Origin of the sequence: Leptolyngbya sp. ST-U4 (assembly GCF_039962215.1) — a bacterium.
Taxonomy (GTDB): domain Bacteria; phylum Cyanobacteriota; class Cyanobacteriia; order Elainellales; family Elainellaceae; genus Leptolyngbya_A.
This window is the reverse complement of record NZ_JAMPKZ010000041.1, coordinates 1-15,334: the sequence shown is the minus strand read 5'-3', so window position 1 is coordinate 15,334 and position 15,334 is coordinate 1. Positions and strand designations below refer to the sequence as shown.

Genomic DNA, 15,334 nt, shown 5'->3' with positions numbered 1-15,334 from the left:
CAAAGGTAATCGCAAATGACGGCAGAGCAGCAGGGAAACAAACAGTCTGGTAAGGGGATGCTATTTCGCAACCGCGTGGTGAATAAGAAGCAGCTTAAAAACCTGGTTGCCTGGGCATTCACTCACTATGGGACTGCCCGCACCGCAACAATGGCGGATGAACTCAAGGACCTCGGATTCCGCTTTGCGACCAGAGCTGGGGTATCGATTAGCGTAGATGACTTGATGGTTCCGCCCAGCAAGCGGGATCTGTTGGAAGCAGCAGAAGAACAGGTGCGTGACACCGAAGAGCGGTATACCCGCGGCGAAATTACTGAAGTTGAGCGTTCCCAAAAGGTAATCGATACCTGGAACGGAACTAGCGAAGAGCTGAAAGACGAAGTGATTCGCCACTTTGAAGCCAGTGACCCGCTCAACTCGGTCTACATGATGGCGTTCTCCGGTGCGCGAGGCAATATCTCTCAGGTGCGTCAGCTTGTAGGAATGCGCGGTCTAATGGCAGATCCGCAGGGACAGATCATCGACTTGCCGATCAAGACCAACTTCCGGGAAGGTCTGACTGTAACGGAGTACATCATCTCTTCCTACGGGGCACGGAAAGGTCTGGTAGATACCGCACTTCGAACAGCGGACTCTGGTTATTTGACCCGCCGACTGGTAGACGTTTCTCAGGATGTGATCATTCGGGAAATCGACTGCGGCACCGATCGCGGGATCGTTGTTCGCAGCATGACCGACGGTGAGCGTGTCTTGATTCCCCTTGCCGATCGCCTCTTGGGTCGAGTTGCCGCACGGGACATCGTTCACCCCGAAACGGGCGAAGTGATCATCCCGCGCAACGAGCCGATCTCGGACGACATGGCAAAGCTAGTCGGCAAGGCAAAAGTCGAAGAAGTCATGGCTCGATCGCCCCTCACCTGTGAGGCAACCCGATCGGTCTGTCAGTCTTGCTATGGCTGGAGTCTGGCGCACGCAACTCCGGTAGATATGGGCGAAGCGGTTGGCATTATCGCGGCGCAGTCGATCGGGGAACCGGGAACCCAGCTCACGATGAGAACCTTCCACACGGGAGGAACTTTTACCGGGGAAGTCGCTCCCCAGATTCGTGCCAGCTTTGACGGCACAGTGAGAACCAAGCCGAAGCAGTTCCGCGCTCGTGCCTTCCGCACCCGTCACGGGGAAGACGCACAAATCTCTGAAGTGAACGTCGATATCACTGTGGAATCGGGCGATCGCAAGGAAGTCCACCAGGTCCCTTCGGGTTCGATTATCTTTGTGCGCGATGGTGACAGCGTGAAAGCGAACCAGATGATGGTGGAAATGCCCAGCACGGGTCGCGTTCGCAAAGTCACGGAAAAAGCGACCAAGGACGTGGCTTCGGACATGGCAGGCGAAGTTCGCTTTGCCGATGTTGTGCCGGAAGAAAAGAAAGACCGTCAGGGTAACACGACCCGAATTGCCCAAAGAGGCGGACTAATCTGGATTCTCTCCGGTGAGGTGTACAACCTGCCGCCGGGTGCAGAACCCGTGGTGCGAAACGGCGATCGCGTCGAGCCGAACAGCATTATGGCGGAAACCAAGCTCGTCACCGAAAATGGCGGCGTGGTGCGAATCCCGCAGGAAAGCGAAGGCAAAGGCGGACGGGAGATTGAAATCATCACCGCGTCGGTGCTGTTGGACGAAGCGCAGGTGATCGCCGAAAGCCAGCAGGGTCGGGAACATTATCTGATCGAAACCCAGTACGGACAGCGATTCTCTCTGATCGCCACTCCGGGCACGAAGGTGACGAATGGTCAGGTGGTTGCAGAACTGATTGACGATCGGTACCGGACGCATACGGGCGGCATCATCAAGTTCTCCGGCATCGAAGTGGCTAAGAAGGGCAAAGCAAAGCTGGGCTATGAAGTCGTTCAGGGCGGCACGATCCTGTGGATTCCTGAAGAGGCTCACGAAGTCAACAAAGACATCTCGCTGCTGATGGTGGAAGACGGTCAATACGTCGAAGCCGGAACGGAAGTCGTGAAGGACATCTTCTGTCAAAGCAGTGGTGTGGTCGAAGTGACGCAGAAAAATGACATTCTGCGCGAGATCGTGATCAAGCCTGGTGAACTGCATCTGGCAGACAATCCAGAAGCGGTGATGTCGAAGGATGGCACGATCGTCAATCCTGGGCAGGAAGTGATGCCTGGACTAACGGTGGATGAGCTGCGCTACATGGAATATGTGGAGTCGCCTGAAGGTCCCGCGTTGCTGCTGCGCCCTGTCACCGAATACCAGGTTCCCGATCAGCCTTCGGTTCCCAGCCAGGAGTCCAATAATGAAGAATCGGGTCGATCGATCAAACTGCGGGCAATCCAGCGCATTGCCTATAAAGACAGTGAGCGGGTGAAGTCTGTGGAAGGATTAGATCTGCTGCGGACTCAGCTTGTGCTGGAAATTGAGAAAGATGCGCCTCAGCTTGCGGCAGATATCGAACTAGTTCCCGACGAGAAGAGCGCGGACATTCTGCGGCTTCAGCTTGTAATTCTGGAATCGCTGGTCATTCGTCGCGACATCGCTGCGGATCAAACCCAGGGCCGTACCAATACTCGTTTGCTGGTGAAGGATGGCGACCAAATCACACCAGGAGCAGTCGTGGCGCGTACCGAGATTCTCTGTAAAGAAGCCGGAGAAATTCGTGGGATTCGCGATATCGGAGAAGCCGTTCGCCGAGTTCTGGTCGTGCGGCAGGCGGATCTGGTGTCGTTGGATACCCAGGGACAGGCTCCCAAGGTGAAAGTTGGCGATCTGATCGTGGCAGGAACCGAAGTCGCAGGCGGCGTCAGAAGCGAAGAGTCTGGACAGGTGATTGCGGCATCGGATGGAGAAGTCGTACTGCGATCGGCTCGCCCCTACCGAGTATCTGCCGGAGCGGTACTGCATATTGATGACAGCGACCTGGTACAGCGAGGCGACAACCTGGTGTTGTTGGTGTACGAGCGATCGAAAACCGGAGACATCATTCAGGGTCTACCGAGAATTGAGGAACTGCTCGAAGCCCGGAAGCCGAAGGAAGCCTGTGTGCTGTCGCGTCGTCCCGGAACAGCTCAAGTAATTTACAGTGATGATGAGTCCGTCGAGGTCAAAGTGATCGAATCGGATGGAGTTACAACCGAGTATCCCTTGCTGCCGGGTCAAAACGTTCTGGTCATTGATGGCCAGGAAGTTCGTGCCGGGGAACCGCTCACCGATGGTCCTGCCAATCCCCACGAGATTCTGGAAATCTTCTTCTCCTATTACCGCGAAACGATGGGAACTCACGAAGCTTCGTTACGGAGCTTGCAGGAGGTTCAAACGTTCCTGGTGAACGAGGTGCAGTCCGTGTACAACTCGCAGGGCATTGAAATTTCCGACAAGCACATTGAAGTGATCGTGCGCCAGATGACCTCGAAAGGCAGAATCGAAGACGGTGGCGACACCACGATGCTGCCGGGAGAACTTGTCGAACTGCGCCAGATTGAGCAGGTCAATGAGGCAATGTCAATCACAGGGGGTGCACCCGCAGACTATGTGCCGATCCTGTTGGGTATTACCAAGGCATCCCTCAACACCGACAGCTTTATCTCGGCAGCCAGCTTCCAGGAAACGACTCGCGTTCTAACGGAAGCGGCGATTGAGGGCAAGTCGGACTGGTTGCGCGGTTTAAAGGAAAACGTGATTATTGGTCGTCTGATTCCTGCCGGAACCGGATTCAATGCTTACGAAGACAACGCTGCTGCCGTCGAGATCGATCCAATCTACGAAAACAGTTTGTTTGAAGAAGATATCGATCTGAGCGACGTGGTACTAGACGATCGCACTGCCCGTACCTTCGAGCGCGAAGCCGGATTCGATGTATTCCCGGTACGCGATCGAGCAGAAGGCGGCGACTACGGCGCAAGCTATGTCGATGATGACTACGGCTCTGTGCTGGACGATGATGACACCGTGGATGAGGACGGCGACGATGATGAAGAATAACTAAGCGGAAAGGAGGGCTAAATCTTTCGACTTGCCCTCCCGACTGAATCTTATGCTTAAGCAAATTTGAACAGTTTCCTCTGAGTGATTCGTTCAATCATTTAGAGGAAATTTTTTATGGCACAACACTCACTGGAGTCCCGAGTGCCACCATCTCAAATAACCTTTGCACATCCCGGTCGAACATCCGAATGCAGCCGTGGGAAGCCGGAGTGCCAACCGATTCTTCGTTGGGCGTGCCGTGAAACCCAATATAGTTATTACCGTCCGTCCAGAAGCCGATCCAGCGGGTTCCTAGCGGATTTTCTCGTCCGGACGGAATAACTTCTCCCGTAAACGGATTTTGCCAGGCAGGATTTTGGATCATTTGCAGGACGTGATAGTTTCCTGTCGGAGTCTCCCAGCCAGGTCTGCCGACCGCAACCGGAAAGCTGGTTTTCACGCGATCGTTTTCATACACATAAACCCGCCGTGCCCCCAAGCGAATGACTAAACGCATTTGGGGCTGGGGCTTTGGCAAAAAGCGATCAGGAGTTCCCAGCGAGGGCAGATCGGGAGTGGTAATAATCGCCAGTTGCTCGACCGATAAGTTAGGGGCAGAAGGGGTAGGAGTAGGGTTCGTTGGACGAACGGACTGAGCAGGACGAGCAGCAGGGGAACTGCCGGGAACGGATGCCGCAATCGCTGCAGGAACCATGACAAAAGGCAGCGCGATCGACAGCAATAGCCTTTTGCACCGAATCGAGTTTCTCTGACTTGCTGAAATCTTGCTTTTTACCATCGACATATTCTTATGCAGTAACTCATGACGATCGACTTTGCTCGATACTATTTATCCCATTTTATTCCCAGCAAATTTATCCTCCCTCTGACTATTTTTAGCAGGGCGGATTTAATTGTCTCGAAGACTTTGTTGCCCTCGACCCTAGACTCAATGAGCCATACTAGGTTCCCGTACTATTTTGCTAGCAATGAGGCTGCGTATCAGGAAAAAAGCTTTACTCAGTTGGGCGATCTGGAGAAGCCGATTGGGTAATTTGCGCGAGTGCCTCCCGAACCCGGGGCAGGGCAAAAAAGGTTTTGGCATCTGTTAGAAGTCGATCGCCCCACAGGTTTTCCTGCAAAAAATTCACGTCGGCATAGCGATCGTCTAATCGCAGGGCAATCCCCGCTTTCTGAACTGCCTGGTCGGTCTGTCCCTGAGTAAATAAGGCAACCGCTAGCGCAAGCTGAGGCTCTGCCTGATTCTGATCGATCGCAATTGCCCGCTGCCACTCGCGCACTGCCGAAGCCACATCGCCCCGCTCATACAGCACTAAGCCCATATTGTTAATGGCAGGCCAGAATTTTGCATCCAGATCGATCGCCTTGCGATATTCGGCAATTGCCTGGTCGTATTGCTTTAGCTTGTAATAAGCGTTGCCCAGGTCAAACCGTGCTCCGGGCGTATTGGGTCGCAGCCGCAACCCAGACTGAAAATACTGAATTGCCGATCGATAATTTTCCTGCTGAAAGTAGGCAGAGCCGATCGCAAAAAAAACTGCGGCATTCTGCGGGTCGAGCGTCCTTGCCTTCAGTAAAGCAGCGATTGCAGGTTCAGGCTCTTCAAGCTGAAGATGTAGACTGCCCAGCAGTGCCCAAACCTGAGCATTGTCAGGAACAAGCTGAGAGGCCAGCTGTGCCCTTGCAAGAGCCAAACCGTATTGCTGAAACTGCGCCAGTTGAGCGGCTTCCTGGGCTAATCCTAAACCTTCTTGTCTAATTTGCTCATCATCAAGCTGAACAAAGTGAGGAATGAGTGCTTGGGCGTAAACAGGCTGACTGACTCCCCAAGATCCAATAACTAGGAGAAAGGCAAGAAAAGAGAGACGTTTCGGCACAGCTACCTTTGAGGACGAAGACTTTGAGAAACGCGATCGACTAGCGAATTCGCTTCTTAAGATTAGACGATTTGCGATCGATCGTCGCAACAATCTTTGCAAATCCCTGGTCGATGCTTCAGGCAAACTGCTTCAAATCAGCCCAGATTGCGGGAATTCATCCTTCGCCTTAAATCCTTTGCACTGGGTAAGCTCTTGCCCCAAATGCCGGATTGCTGCCCTAATAAATTCTAGAAACAAGACTGCGGTGGGAGAATCCCAAGAGTGTGGTACACTTGTATTAGCAAATATCAGACTGTTGATTTAGGAAGGGATAGAACAGCGATCGAAACCTGTCTCGTGGTCTGGCTTTGGGCATTGTCTTAGCGTACAGTATCAACTCTAGACAGTATTAACTCTAGAGAAGAATACCCGCGCAAAGCGTTGTCACAGGACTCGTCACGCAGCATAGGAATATCGATCGTTGGGCAGTTCGCCTGGATCGATCGTCTGTTCCTTGCATAACCGACTCCTCAAAACAGTCAGGGTACCCTGTTTTCTTTAATTTGCTTTCGTTAACCGATTGATTCCGCGGTTAACCCCGATTCCTTATCGTGATTTCTGATCATGTAGTTTCTTGTAAAGTGTCTTCATGCGTCTGATCGAAGCGCAACTCGATCGATCGCGACTCCCAGTCGAGCCAGCGTCGCTGAATCTGCAATTCCACTAATGGCTAGACGGTTTGCCTGCTGAAATGCGATGACTGCCTGCTCGGTCTGGGCAGCATACACGCCGTCGATCGTGCCCCGGTAGAAGCCAGTATTTTGCAGGGCAAGCTGAAGCCTTACGACATCCTCTCCCCGATCGCCAATTTGCAATCGATTGACTCCGGGCTGCGGCACTGGCGTGGGAGAAGGTGTGGGGGAAACCGGACGATAACCCTGCAACGCAGTAAGAGTCTCTTCTCCGACAATGCCATCCACAGGCAATCCCCGATCGCGCTGAAATGCTTTCACGCCAGCTTCGGTCAGCGTGGCATAAAACCCAGTCGAAGCCGCATCAAAATAGCCTGCCGATCGCAAAAGATTTTGAATTCGAGTAACTTCTGAACCTGAATCGCCTCGGCGTAGAAAGACTCCAGTTGAGGAACCTGGACGAACTGCAATGAATGTATTGTTAGAACTTGCTCCTGCGACCGGACGCTCAATTGTTGAATTGTTAATTGGAACAACGCCGGCAGAATTCCTGTTTCCGCAGGCTGCGCTGCATAGGGCATTGGCACAATTCGCAGGAACCGTCCGGTTGGTCTCGGTTGCTGGCGCGATCGGCAGATAAGTTGAATCCGCAACACCTGCTCGAAAACCAGGATTATATTCTTCGACTGCCAGTGCAGTTCCTGACAGGAGGGTTGACCAGGCAGCAGTAATGGTAAGCAAGATTCTCAGCGTTGTCGGATTTGCATTGGCGATGGGAAGCAGTTTTCCCTCTGGAGGTATCGAAGCGTCATCGAAGCGATCGGCTAAATTAATCCAATCGTCAGCACCAGACTCCTCATAAGCCTGAGCGATTTGCAGATGGGCAAAAAGTTCCATGCAAAATTCTCCTCATCATGGTGAAAGCAGCGTTACTGAGTAAAAAGGGGACTCAGTAAAAAAAAATTCCTGAGTACATCTTAAAGAGAGGCAATCGAGATGCGCCTGAATAAAAAGGTTGACTCGCAGCAAAAAACTACGAGCCAACTCAACCTGCACTTACTCAGTAACACCTATCGCGGACTCACAAAGGCTAGCCTAAAACTAGCCCAAGATTGATGCCGTTGCCGAACCATAAATGCCATCCGCTACTAGACCGTTCGCCCGCTGAAATGCAGTCAGAGCTGCCTCGGTTGCTGCACCAAAGTAGCCTGTATTCAGTCCCGCTGCGAGAAAACCGCGATCGATCAGCAGGTTTTGCAAACGGGTAACGGAAGCCCCACTGTCACCAAACCGGAGACTGCCGACCGGTTGAGGGTTAACCGGAACAAAGCCAATCAGCGCGCCTAGCGTTGCCGGGCCTGCAATCCCATCCGCCACTAGACCGCTTGCCCTCTGGAAGCTAATAACCGCACTCTCGGTTTGAGAACCGAAGTAGCCTGTCGCTGGAACCGAATAGCCTGCATCAGTGAGGGCATTTTGTAAACGAGTAACTTCGGCACCAGAGCTGCCAAAGCGAAGGTTACCGCTGCTGCCGGGATCGGGCTGAACCGGAACAAAGTTATTCAGTGCTGCAAAGGTTGCCGGACCTGCAACTCCGTCTACGGTCAAACCATTTGCGCGCTGGAAGCGAATGACCGCATCCTCAGTTTGAGAACCAAAGTATGACGTTGTCGCACCAGAAAAGTAGCCAGCATTCGCCAACAAAATTTGCAGATCTCCCACCCTGGCTCCAGAATCGCCGAAGCGAAATGTGCCGGTTCTGCCGCCGGAATCGGGTTCAACCGGAATAAAGCCCTCTAGTGCGTTTAAAGTTGCCGAACCGACGATCGCATCGGCACCTAGACCTCTAGCCGCTTGGAAACTTGTAACAGCACTTTCGGTCAGCGAACCGTAATAACCTGTTGCCGGGACGGAATAGCCCGCACTCGTCAGCAGATTTTGCACATAGGTTACATCAGGACCGCTATCGCCGGGATAGAGCGGAAATGCTTGAGCCTCTCCGGTAGAACCGAGAACAGCAGCAGAGCAAGCTGCCCCCGCCACTACTGCCATCATCTGACCAGAAATTTTAAAGTCCGGAACAGAAGGTAGCCCATTTTGCACACAAACCAAAGCTCTGCTTTCAGAGCTTTCATACTCTTCAGAAGTTTGGAGATATCCAAAAGTCTCCATATTTACTTTCTCCTCAAAACGTGAACTGCAAGGTAATCCCTCTTCAAAGAAGGCAATTCTGGAACTGAGTCGCTCAACTCTGCAAAATGTCCCCTGCCCTGCTTAACGAAGCAGCCCCAAGAGTTAAATCTGCTTTCCCAGAAACACTCTTAGAAGAGATGCTAAATCTGAGTGTATTCATTTATTCTACGAATATCATAATTTTGTCTATTCTGCAACGTTTTAAGCAACTTCTTGCACTGAATTTCCTGAGCAGAAACAGCCCTGATTGCAACTTTGGAATTCATGCTTTGAGGACATTTATTTTGGAGAAAAATACTTTTCTATCAAAAAGTAATTCCGGAGCACCGATACAGATTTCACTTGTTTTTTTCGCTGGTTAGAACACCGTCAGATTGCTCTTTGTAGCTTGCAGGAGCAAACCGCAGTAATTCAGACGAAGCTGTTTCCTGATTGGAAGCTGTTTACAGTTAAATTTCTCCCGGCTTACCTGGCTTTTGAGCAGCCTGCTGTACTCTGAAAGCGATCGGCTGCCTCCTTATCTTCAAGTGCGCTTGCCTGCTTCGATCGCTGAAGGAATACAAGATTGTGATTGAAAAACGAAACAACTCTAGAAAAAGTACACACCAGGGGTAGAGACAAACGGTACACATCAGATTACGGGAAGAACCGGAGTGAATTAAAGTTAAACCTAACGATTCACCCTTTCGAGTGGTGCGCTGGCTAAAATTCTGATGTAAGTGGCACTACATTTAGAGAACAACGGTGAGGTTATAAGTTTTCCTAAGTTATGTCTTAAATTGAGTGTCTTGATAATTTCTTTGGCTTGCTTCGCTGCAAGTTTCTCTTAAGAAGATGATTACCTGCCTTTTATGTCTCGACGAAATCACCCTTACTAAGAACTGAGAATTTAGAGAAAACCGCTCTAAAACGATCGGGCGCTGCTCCTGCCTTCAGGCAATTCTTTTTGTTTGTTGCTAAATCATGAAAAGTCCGCAGGATACCCGTGCTCATTCCTTTCAATCCTGCAACTTTAATCAACCTGCCGATCGGCAAAGGGCGATCGAGTTTATTCTAGCTAGAGAAAAGCTTAAGGTCGATCGAATCAGGCAGTATGGAAAATACTTACGGAGTTTATCTCGCGAACGATCTAAAATTTTTGATGACCAAGTTTGCCAACATGAGAACAAAGTAAAACAGGCAAATTGCTTTCAACGCATACGGTGACAGAGCAGTGCTGGCTCGCCTGATCCGATTTTTGATTGGTTCAGTGCTAATATTGTTGGCTCAGAGGACTAAGCTTTGACTCGTCAGCTAGCAGCAACTCGCAAATGGACTAGTTCTCATTCCACGACAAATTGACCTGCACGATTTTTACAGCAGTCCCTGCTAGAAACTGCGCTCGAAATTCACTCAGATCCTTGAGCAGTAATCTGAAATTAAGATATAGTTTGAGGAAATAGTACCTAAGTACTAGGAGCTTTCCTCCCCCATGAAAGAACCGCAGGCAGAAGTTAGGGCAATTGCTGCACAGCTTCACGTTGCACAAAGCAAATTGCCAGTTCAATCCGCTCAGTCCGCTAGCCGTTTTGATTCAGAAATGCAGCGGCTCTGGCAACGGCTCGAAGACCAGATGCACTACGTCAATCAGCTTGCAGCCGACCAGGAAGCTGCCATTTTGCGGCTCAAAGCGATCGTCCAGCAGATTAAGCGCGATCGAGACAGGGTTTCTGGTTCTACCCAATCGATTGATATTCGGCGACTTTTTGAGGCTGGTTATCTTGAGCCAAATAATCTTGAGCCTAGTGAGCTTAAGCCGAATGCTCTGAGGGGTGATTTGGAGCAGAGCCAGGAGACGATCGCAATTCCTTATGTCGAAAAAACGGAGGCAGGCGAACTGCGAATCGGCACGCGATCGATTGATCTAAGCTGGCAAACCGATTGCGATCGAACCAAGTCTCAGGCGACAGGAGGGCAAGTTTTCTGCGATCGAGCCGCATCTAGCCAAGTGCAATTGGCACAGTCATGGGGGATGGTTTTAAGGCAGGGGGCTAAATGGGGAGCAATGACTTTTCTGCCATTGATTCTAATGGGCGTTCGGGCGATCGTTTGGCTCTTGCAGGCAATGGTTCAGTTTGGCATTACGGCTTGTGTTCAGCTCAACCTCAAAACTGCTCAATCTGCGCGTCGATCAAAACCATTTCGCAATCAGACCTTTAACCGCCAGCACGTCAAACAGCCATCGATCGACTCAGCCGAAATTTTTCCCTCTGCTCAGGCAGCCCTGACCCTCACGCTCGGAGCCGCCCTGCTACGAATTTTGCTTGACCGAGTGAGCCAGCTTTATCCGGCCCTTTCGCTGATGAGTATCCTGCTGATGTTGGCTCCTGCCGCCGTTGCGATTTATCGATCGACTGTTGCTCCCCAGTCTGGTTTTCTTTGGGGCTGCCGTCTAACGCTGATTATGATTGGGCTGCTGCTTGGGGGCAAAGTATGAAGCCGATCGTGATGGTGATCTGTGGGGTAGTTTTGCTTTTGTCTCAAACAGGCTGTGCTCCTGAGCGATCGTCGCTGCCGCTGACCCGCATGATTCAGATTCAGCAAACCTGGCAGCTTCAGCCTGGCGACGCGATCGCAAATCATTCTGTCGTTGCTGGATTGGGCGATATTTCCATTCGGCTCAACGGTGATTCTGTTTACGCGCCCTTTGATGGACAGGTGCAGCAGAATGTCGCCGGCTGCATCTTGTTTTCCAGCCCCGATGTGCCTGCCTATCTGTTTCGCCTTTGTGGGCTGAAGCAGCCGAAGCTCGGAACGGTGCAGCAAGGAGAGACGATCGGCTCAGGGGACTATGTTCATATTGCTACACTGCGTAAGCAGCCCGAAGGAACCTGGGCAATGGTAGAACCCGCGAAAGACATCCTCGAAAAACTGCTGAATCGACAGTAGGCACTTTAAAGATTTTCTTTTTGGCTTGTCGCCTAGCAGTGCTGATTGGGACGATCGCCATTAAACCGTGGTAGGTTCTGTGCCGTTTGTTTCACCGATAGATTTCGCTTCATTAATTACCGTAGCGATATTAAAGAGCGAATGCAGCGCGAACTTCCGACCAAAGGCTATTGTAAGACTGTGCTGCCCCGCCTATTTACTAACCAAGTTGGCGATAGCAATAAATAGGCAGAACAAAGATATCGATTCGCTTTGACATATTAAAGTTTAAGTAAAAATACGGAACCTGTAAAAACCAAAAATACAGGTTCTTTGCAAAGGCTTTTGGCAAACTTCCTCTAATTTGCAGGCTAATGACGTGAAGTGCAGGGTGGGAAACCTGGCCCAATTCGATCGTCCCTTGTCGCATCAGGCGATCGAACGTTCAACCTGGTTAGGACAGCTAATACAAAACCAAGATTGTTCCGCGATCGAGCGGGTGCCTTGCCTAGCATTTGTTTTTCCAATTTGAAACACCTGCGATAGCTTCAGAAAGTAAAAAAATGTGAAAATTAGTATGAAGTTTTGATAAAGTTAAAACTGGTGGAAAACAATTAGAAGTCAGGCAGAACAAGTGTTTGACCGAATTTCCTTATATGAAGTTATTGTAAAGATGTGGCGGTTCGGAAACTGTCCCTGATCCCCAGAGCAAAAACTTCGTGTTAGTCTGTTGCAGTTGCGTAGCCAGGAGTGAACACGTAACGAGTATGAGTTAGACCGGAAACCTGCTGACCCTTGTTAGCCTTTTTGTTTCCCAAATCGCTGGCTCACTCTCCATGTACCATTCACGATGGACGTATGAACCATAAAATTTTGAGCGGTCTGACTGCCGCTACCCTGTTGGTAACCGCGCTAGGAGCAGTTCCTTTAAGCCAAATTATTCAACAGCCTGCGGTTGCAGACGAAACCTCAGAAGCAGATGTTCCTACTACAACGTCGTTTGCTCAGGAGGCATCGACTTCTACCCCGACCGAACCTGCGACTACTGTGGCAGCCGCTCCAGTTCAAGAAGCAGTCAAGATTGGGGAATACCAGTCCCAGGACACTGCTGAAGCAGATGCGACAATTGCCCGCATCCATGCTCATGAGCTAAACGGACAGCAAGCAGCAACAGTCTATGTTCGCAATATTCCTGTCCTAACGTTCCTTGGCTCTGATTCGGTTAATTCGCCTGTCGATTCGGCAGCTTCTAATCCGATGGCTGATCCTGGGGTTAAAATTGCTAGCGTTCAAAGCCAGCATGAAACCACCAGCCCAAGTTCACAAAACACCCAACAAAATGCTCAATTGACTCAAGCAGCGGTCATGACGGACGGTTCGGCTGAAGCTTCGGTCAACCCCAATGACCCCGTCTGGCAAGCGACCACGATCGCAGCCCGCCTCAATCAGCTTTACCGTGACAACTTCAACGCTAGCGACCTCACTGCTGCCTGGGATGACGATCGGCAGCGATACGAGATTCGAGCAGGCAATGAAGAACTGGTTGAAATCGGTGAAACTGCAATTTTGCCTGACACCACTCGCGATCCTGCAGAAGACACCTTGCAGGCGACCAATCGTCTCCGCCGTCAAATTGGTAATGCACCCCCAATCGATCGAATTTCCGGCGACCCACGCACCCAAGCCCGTCGGCTTTCGTTTGGTGCGATTCAGATGGCGTTTAGCGGGTTGGCATCCTGGTATGGTCCTGGGTTTAACGGTAATCGGAGTGCAAGCGGTGAAGTGTTTAACCAAGAAGCACTCACAGCAGCTCACCCCTCTCTTCCGTTTGGGACCCAGGTGCGCGTCACCAACATCGACACCGGGCTTTCGGTTGTTGTTCGCATTAACGATCGCGGTCCCTATGCTCATGGGCGCGTGATTGATCTTTCGGCAGGAGCCGCACGAGTCATTGGATTGATGAGTTCAGGGGTTGCCCCCGTTAGCCTTCAGGTAATGGGCACAGCAACTGCTGCAAATCCTCGATAACAAGCTGTTGCGGGCTTGGACAGTTAACGCTAAACGCAACTTCACTCCTGGTTTATTTGTCCGAGCTATCCGTATCGCTTAGAACGAATCATACGCAATCAGTAAAGCGTTTTCACCTACCTTTTGCTAGAGGGTATTGGTAGAAAGTAGATTTTGGGGCAACAGTGCCCCTTTTTAGTCTTTTGATCTTTAGTCTTTTGATCAACTTTCCTTAGAGATGCCCTGCGATCGAAGGTACTGCTGCTCGTGTAAGCGTTTTGATGCTGCCGCGATCGTGCAATTCAGATCGAGCGCAGCCTGACATTCCAGCATAAAGAACTAGACCCTACCCTTCTCGCATAATTTGCTTCTGGGTCTGCTCTCTCAATTTGGCATCTTCGTCGTTAAAGAAGAAAGAAAGCAGCACAAATCGCCGTCCTTTGGTCACTGGAGTTGCCTCATGCAGCAGTGAACAGGAAAAAATCAGTGCATCCCCGATGCCCGGACTGTATTGTGCAGTGCTGTATTCGGGAAAGTGGAGACTGCCGCCTTCGTATTCGCCTGTGTTGAGATTCAGCGTCATGGCAAAGCGTCGGTGCGCGGAACCCATTGTTGTATTGTCCCGGTGGGCGCGAAAAAAGCCTTGATTTCCCGCTTCGTAGCAGGCGACGGTGTATCGTTCGTAGCGGGTCACTTTAAACTGAAAGGCTTTCTCAATTTCCGGCTGAATTCGTCGCCAAATCAGCGAATTAATATGACTTTGTAGGGCAGCATCCGTCAGGATCAGATCGCGTCGCCGTTTGACTTGGGGATTCATAACGATCGCCGTCTTTTCCCCATCCTGCTGCATAAATCCCGAATCTGTCCCGCCATCTGCTTCATAAAGCTGGATCAAATGACGGCAAAAATTGGGTGAGAACACCTGGGGAATTTGCAAGACAGGCGCGTGACGTTGAGCAAGCTGGGGGGAAGCGATCGGCGGTAGAGCCTGAACTGCCTGCAAAATTTGGGCGACGTGGTTTTTGTTCGTTACCAGGGGAATCACCTGCACCACGCGCAAATTCTCATCCAATATAAAGGATGTCGGATCATAGGTAATGCCGTTTTTGTCGCTGCCTAAAACCCCATAGCGCATACTGAGATCGCCCTGAAAATCCCAGAGTAATCGGAATTTATCGTTCGTTTGAATTCGACCCTCTAGCTCTTTGTCGCGTGGGTCAATGCTCACGCCAAAAAAGGAAAATCCTGCCGCCGCAAGCTGATTTTGCGCTGCCGCTAATCCGGTTAATACCTGCTGAATTTGCGGATTTTGCGCTGTGCCACCGAAAAAGAACAGCACCGATCGATACCCGCCCATCAACACATCGGCATGGGAGGGCAATACAAACCAGGGAGCATGATCGCCAGCAGTGAGGGTAGGCATCGCGTTAAGAGAGTTCATCGATCGCATTCTTCGTCATTTTAATGTTTGGGATAGGTGATCGGGCGATTCATCAAATCCATACTCCACTACAAATGATGCGGCGATCGAAACCAGAACATCTTTTAGTAGCACAAAGACTAGTAGCACAAAGACTAGTAGTCTGCCAAGGGAACTTTGCCTGGTGGGGTTATTTCTGGTAAGGTGACTCAAATCCAGGAAGATCATTATGAGTCAGAAGCGTTACATCGTCG

Annotated in this window: 9 protein-coding genes; 4 read left to right on the top strand and 5 right to left on the bottom strand. The window is 50.9% G+C overall.

The features are described from left to right. Window positions 1–15: 15 nt before the first annotated feature. A complete protein-coding gene (locus tag NDA02_RS25435; protein ID WP_190792951.1) occupies window positions 16–3,999 on the top strand; it encodes a DNA-directed RNA polymerase subunit beta' in 3,984 nt (1,327 codons plus the stop codon). Between the two features lie 115 nt (window positions 4,000–4,114). Here the strand turns inward: NDA02_RS25435 and NDA02_RS25430 are convergent, their stop codons facing one another. From NDA02_RS25430 to NDA02_RS25415, 4 genes are all read right to left on the bottom strand, one after another. Beyond that, window positions 4,115–4,696, bottom strand: coding sequence for a L,D-transpeptidase (locus NDA02_RS25430; RefSeq protein WP_190792952.1), 582 nt, complete (start codon window positions 4,694–4,696; stop codon window positions 4,115–4,117). A 301-nt stretch (window positions 4,697–4,997) separates the two neighbouring features. Next, a complete protein-coding gene (locus NDA02_RS25425) occupies window positions 4,998–5,879 on the bottom strand; it encodes a tetratricopeptide repeat protein (RefSeq protein WP_190792953.1) in 882 nt (293 codons plus the stop codon). A 629-nt stretch (window positions 5,880–6,508) separates the two neighbouring features. Further along, entirely contained in the window at window positions 6,509–7,450 is a 942-nt protein-coding gene (locus NDA02_RS25420) for a peptidoglycan-binding protein (protein WP_190792954.1), read from the bottom strand. Window positions 7,451–7,654: 204 nt separating this feature from the next. Next, window positions 7,655–8,725: a peptidoglycan-binding protein gene (locus tag NDA02_RS25415; protein ID WP_190792955.1), complete on the bottom strand. Its 1,071-nt coding sequence runs from the start codon at window positions 8,723–8,725 to the stop codon at window positions 7,655–7,657. Between the two features lie 1,492 nt (window positions 8,726–10,217). Between NDA02_RS25415 and NDA02_RS25410 the strand changes: the two genes are divergently transcribed. The 3 genes from NDA02_RS25410 (at window position 10,218) to NDA02_RS25400 (ending at window position 13,681) form a co-directional block, all read left to right on the top strand. Further along, window positions 10,218–11,222 (top strand): hypothetical protein, encoded by a 1,005-nt coding sequence (locus NDA02_RS25410; protein ID WP_190792956.1) that lies wholly within the window; start codon window positions 10,218–10,220, stop codon window positions 11,220–11,222. Continuing rightward, a complete protein-coding gene (locus tag NDA02_RS25405) occupies window positions 11,219–11,674 on the top strand; it encodes a hypothetical protein (RefSeq protein ID WP_190792957.1) in 456 nt (151 codons plus the stop codon). The genes NDA02_RS25410 and NDA02_RS25405 overlap by 4 nt, the downstream gene beginning before the upstream one ends. Window positions 11,675–12,511: 837 nt before the next feature. Then, entirely contained in the window at window positions 12,512–13,681 is a 1,170-nt protein-coding gene (locus NDA02_RS25400) for a septal ring lytic transglycosylase RlpA family protein (RefSeq protein ID WP_190792958.1), read from the top strand. A 325-nt stretch (window positions 13,682–14,006) separates the two neighbouring features. On the opposite strand, the gene NDA02_RS25395 is transcribed toward NDA02_RS25400, so the two are convergent. Continuing rightward, window positions 14,007–15,083, bottom strand: a complete 1,077-nt coding sequence (locus NDA02_RS25395) for a 2OG-Fe(II) oxygenase (RefSeq protein WP_190792959.1) — start codon at window positions 15,081–15,083, stop codon at window positions 14,007–14,009. Between the last annotated feature and the right edge of the window lie 251 nt (window positions 15,084–15,334).

What these genes read in the sequence shown, in the direction of transcription:
- NDA02_RS25435 (WP_190792951.1), top strand. Translation starts at nt 16, where the DNA reads ATGACGGCAGAGCAGCAGGGAAACAAACAGTCTGGTAAGGGGATGCTA.
- NDA02_RS25430 (WP_190792952.1), bottom strand. Translation starts at nt 4,696, where the DNA reads ATGGTTCCTGCAGCGATTGCGGCATCCGTTCCCGGCAGTTCCCCTGCT.
- NDA02_RS25420 (WP_190792954.1), bottom strand. Translation starts at nt 7,450, where the DNA reads ATGGAACTTTTTGCCCATCTGCAAATCGCTCAGGCTTATGAGGAGTCT.
- NDA02_RS25415 (WP_190792955.1), bottom strand. Translation starts at nt 8,725, where the DNA reads ATGGAGACTTTTGGATATCTCCAAACTTCTGAAGAGTATGAAAGCTCT.
- NDA02_RS25410 (WP_190792956.1), top strand. Translation starts at nt 10,218, where the DNA reads ATGAAAGAACCGCAGGCAGAAGTTAGGGCAATTGCTGCACAGCTTCAC.
- NDA02_RS25405 (WP_190792957.1), top strand. Translation starts at nt 11,219, where the DNA reads ATGAAGCCGATCGTGATGGTGATCTGTGGGGTAGTTTTGCTTTTGTCT.
- NDA02_RS25400 (WP_190792958.1), top strand. Translation starts at nt 12,512, where the DNA reads ATGAACCATAAAATTTTGAGCGGTCTGACTGCCGCTACCCTGTTGGTA.
- NDA02_RS25395 (WP_190792959.1), bottom strand. Translation starts at nt 15,083, where the DNA reads ATGCCTACCCTCACTGCTGGCGATCATGCTCCCTGGTTTGTATTGCCC.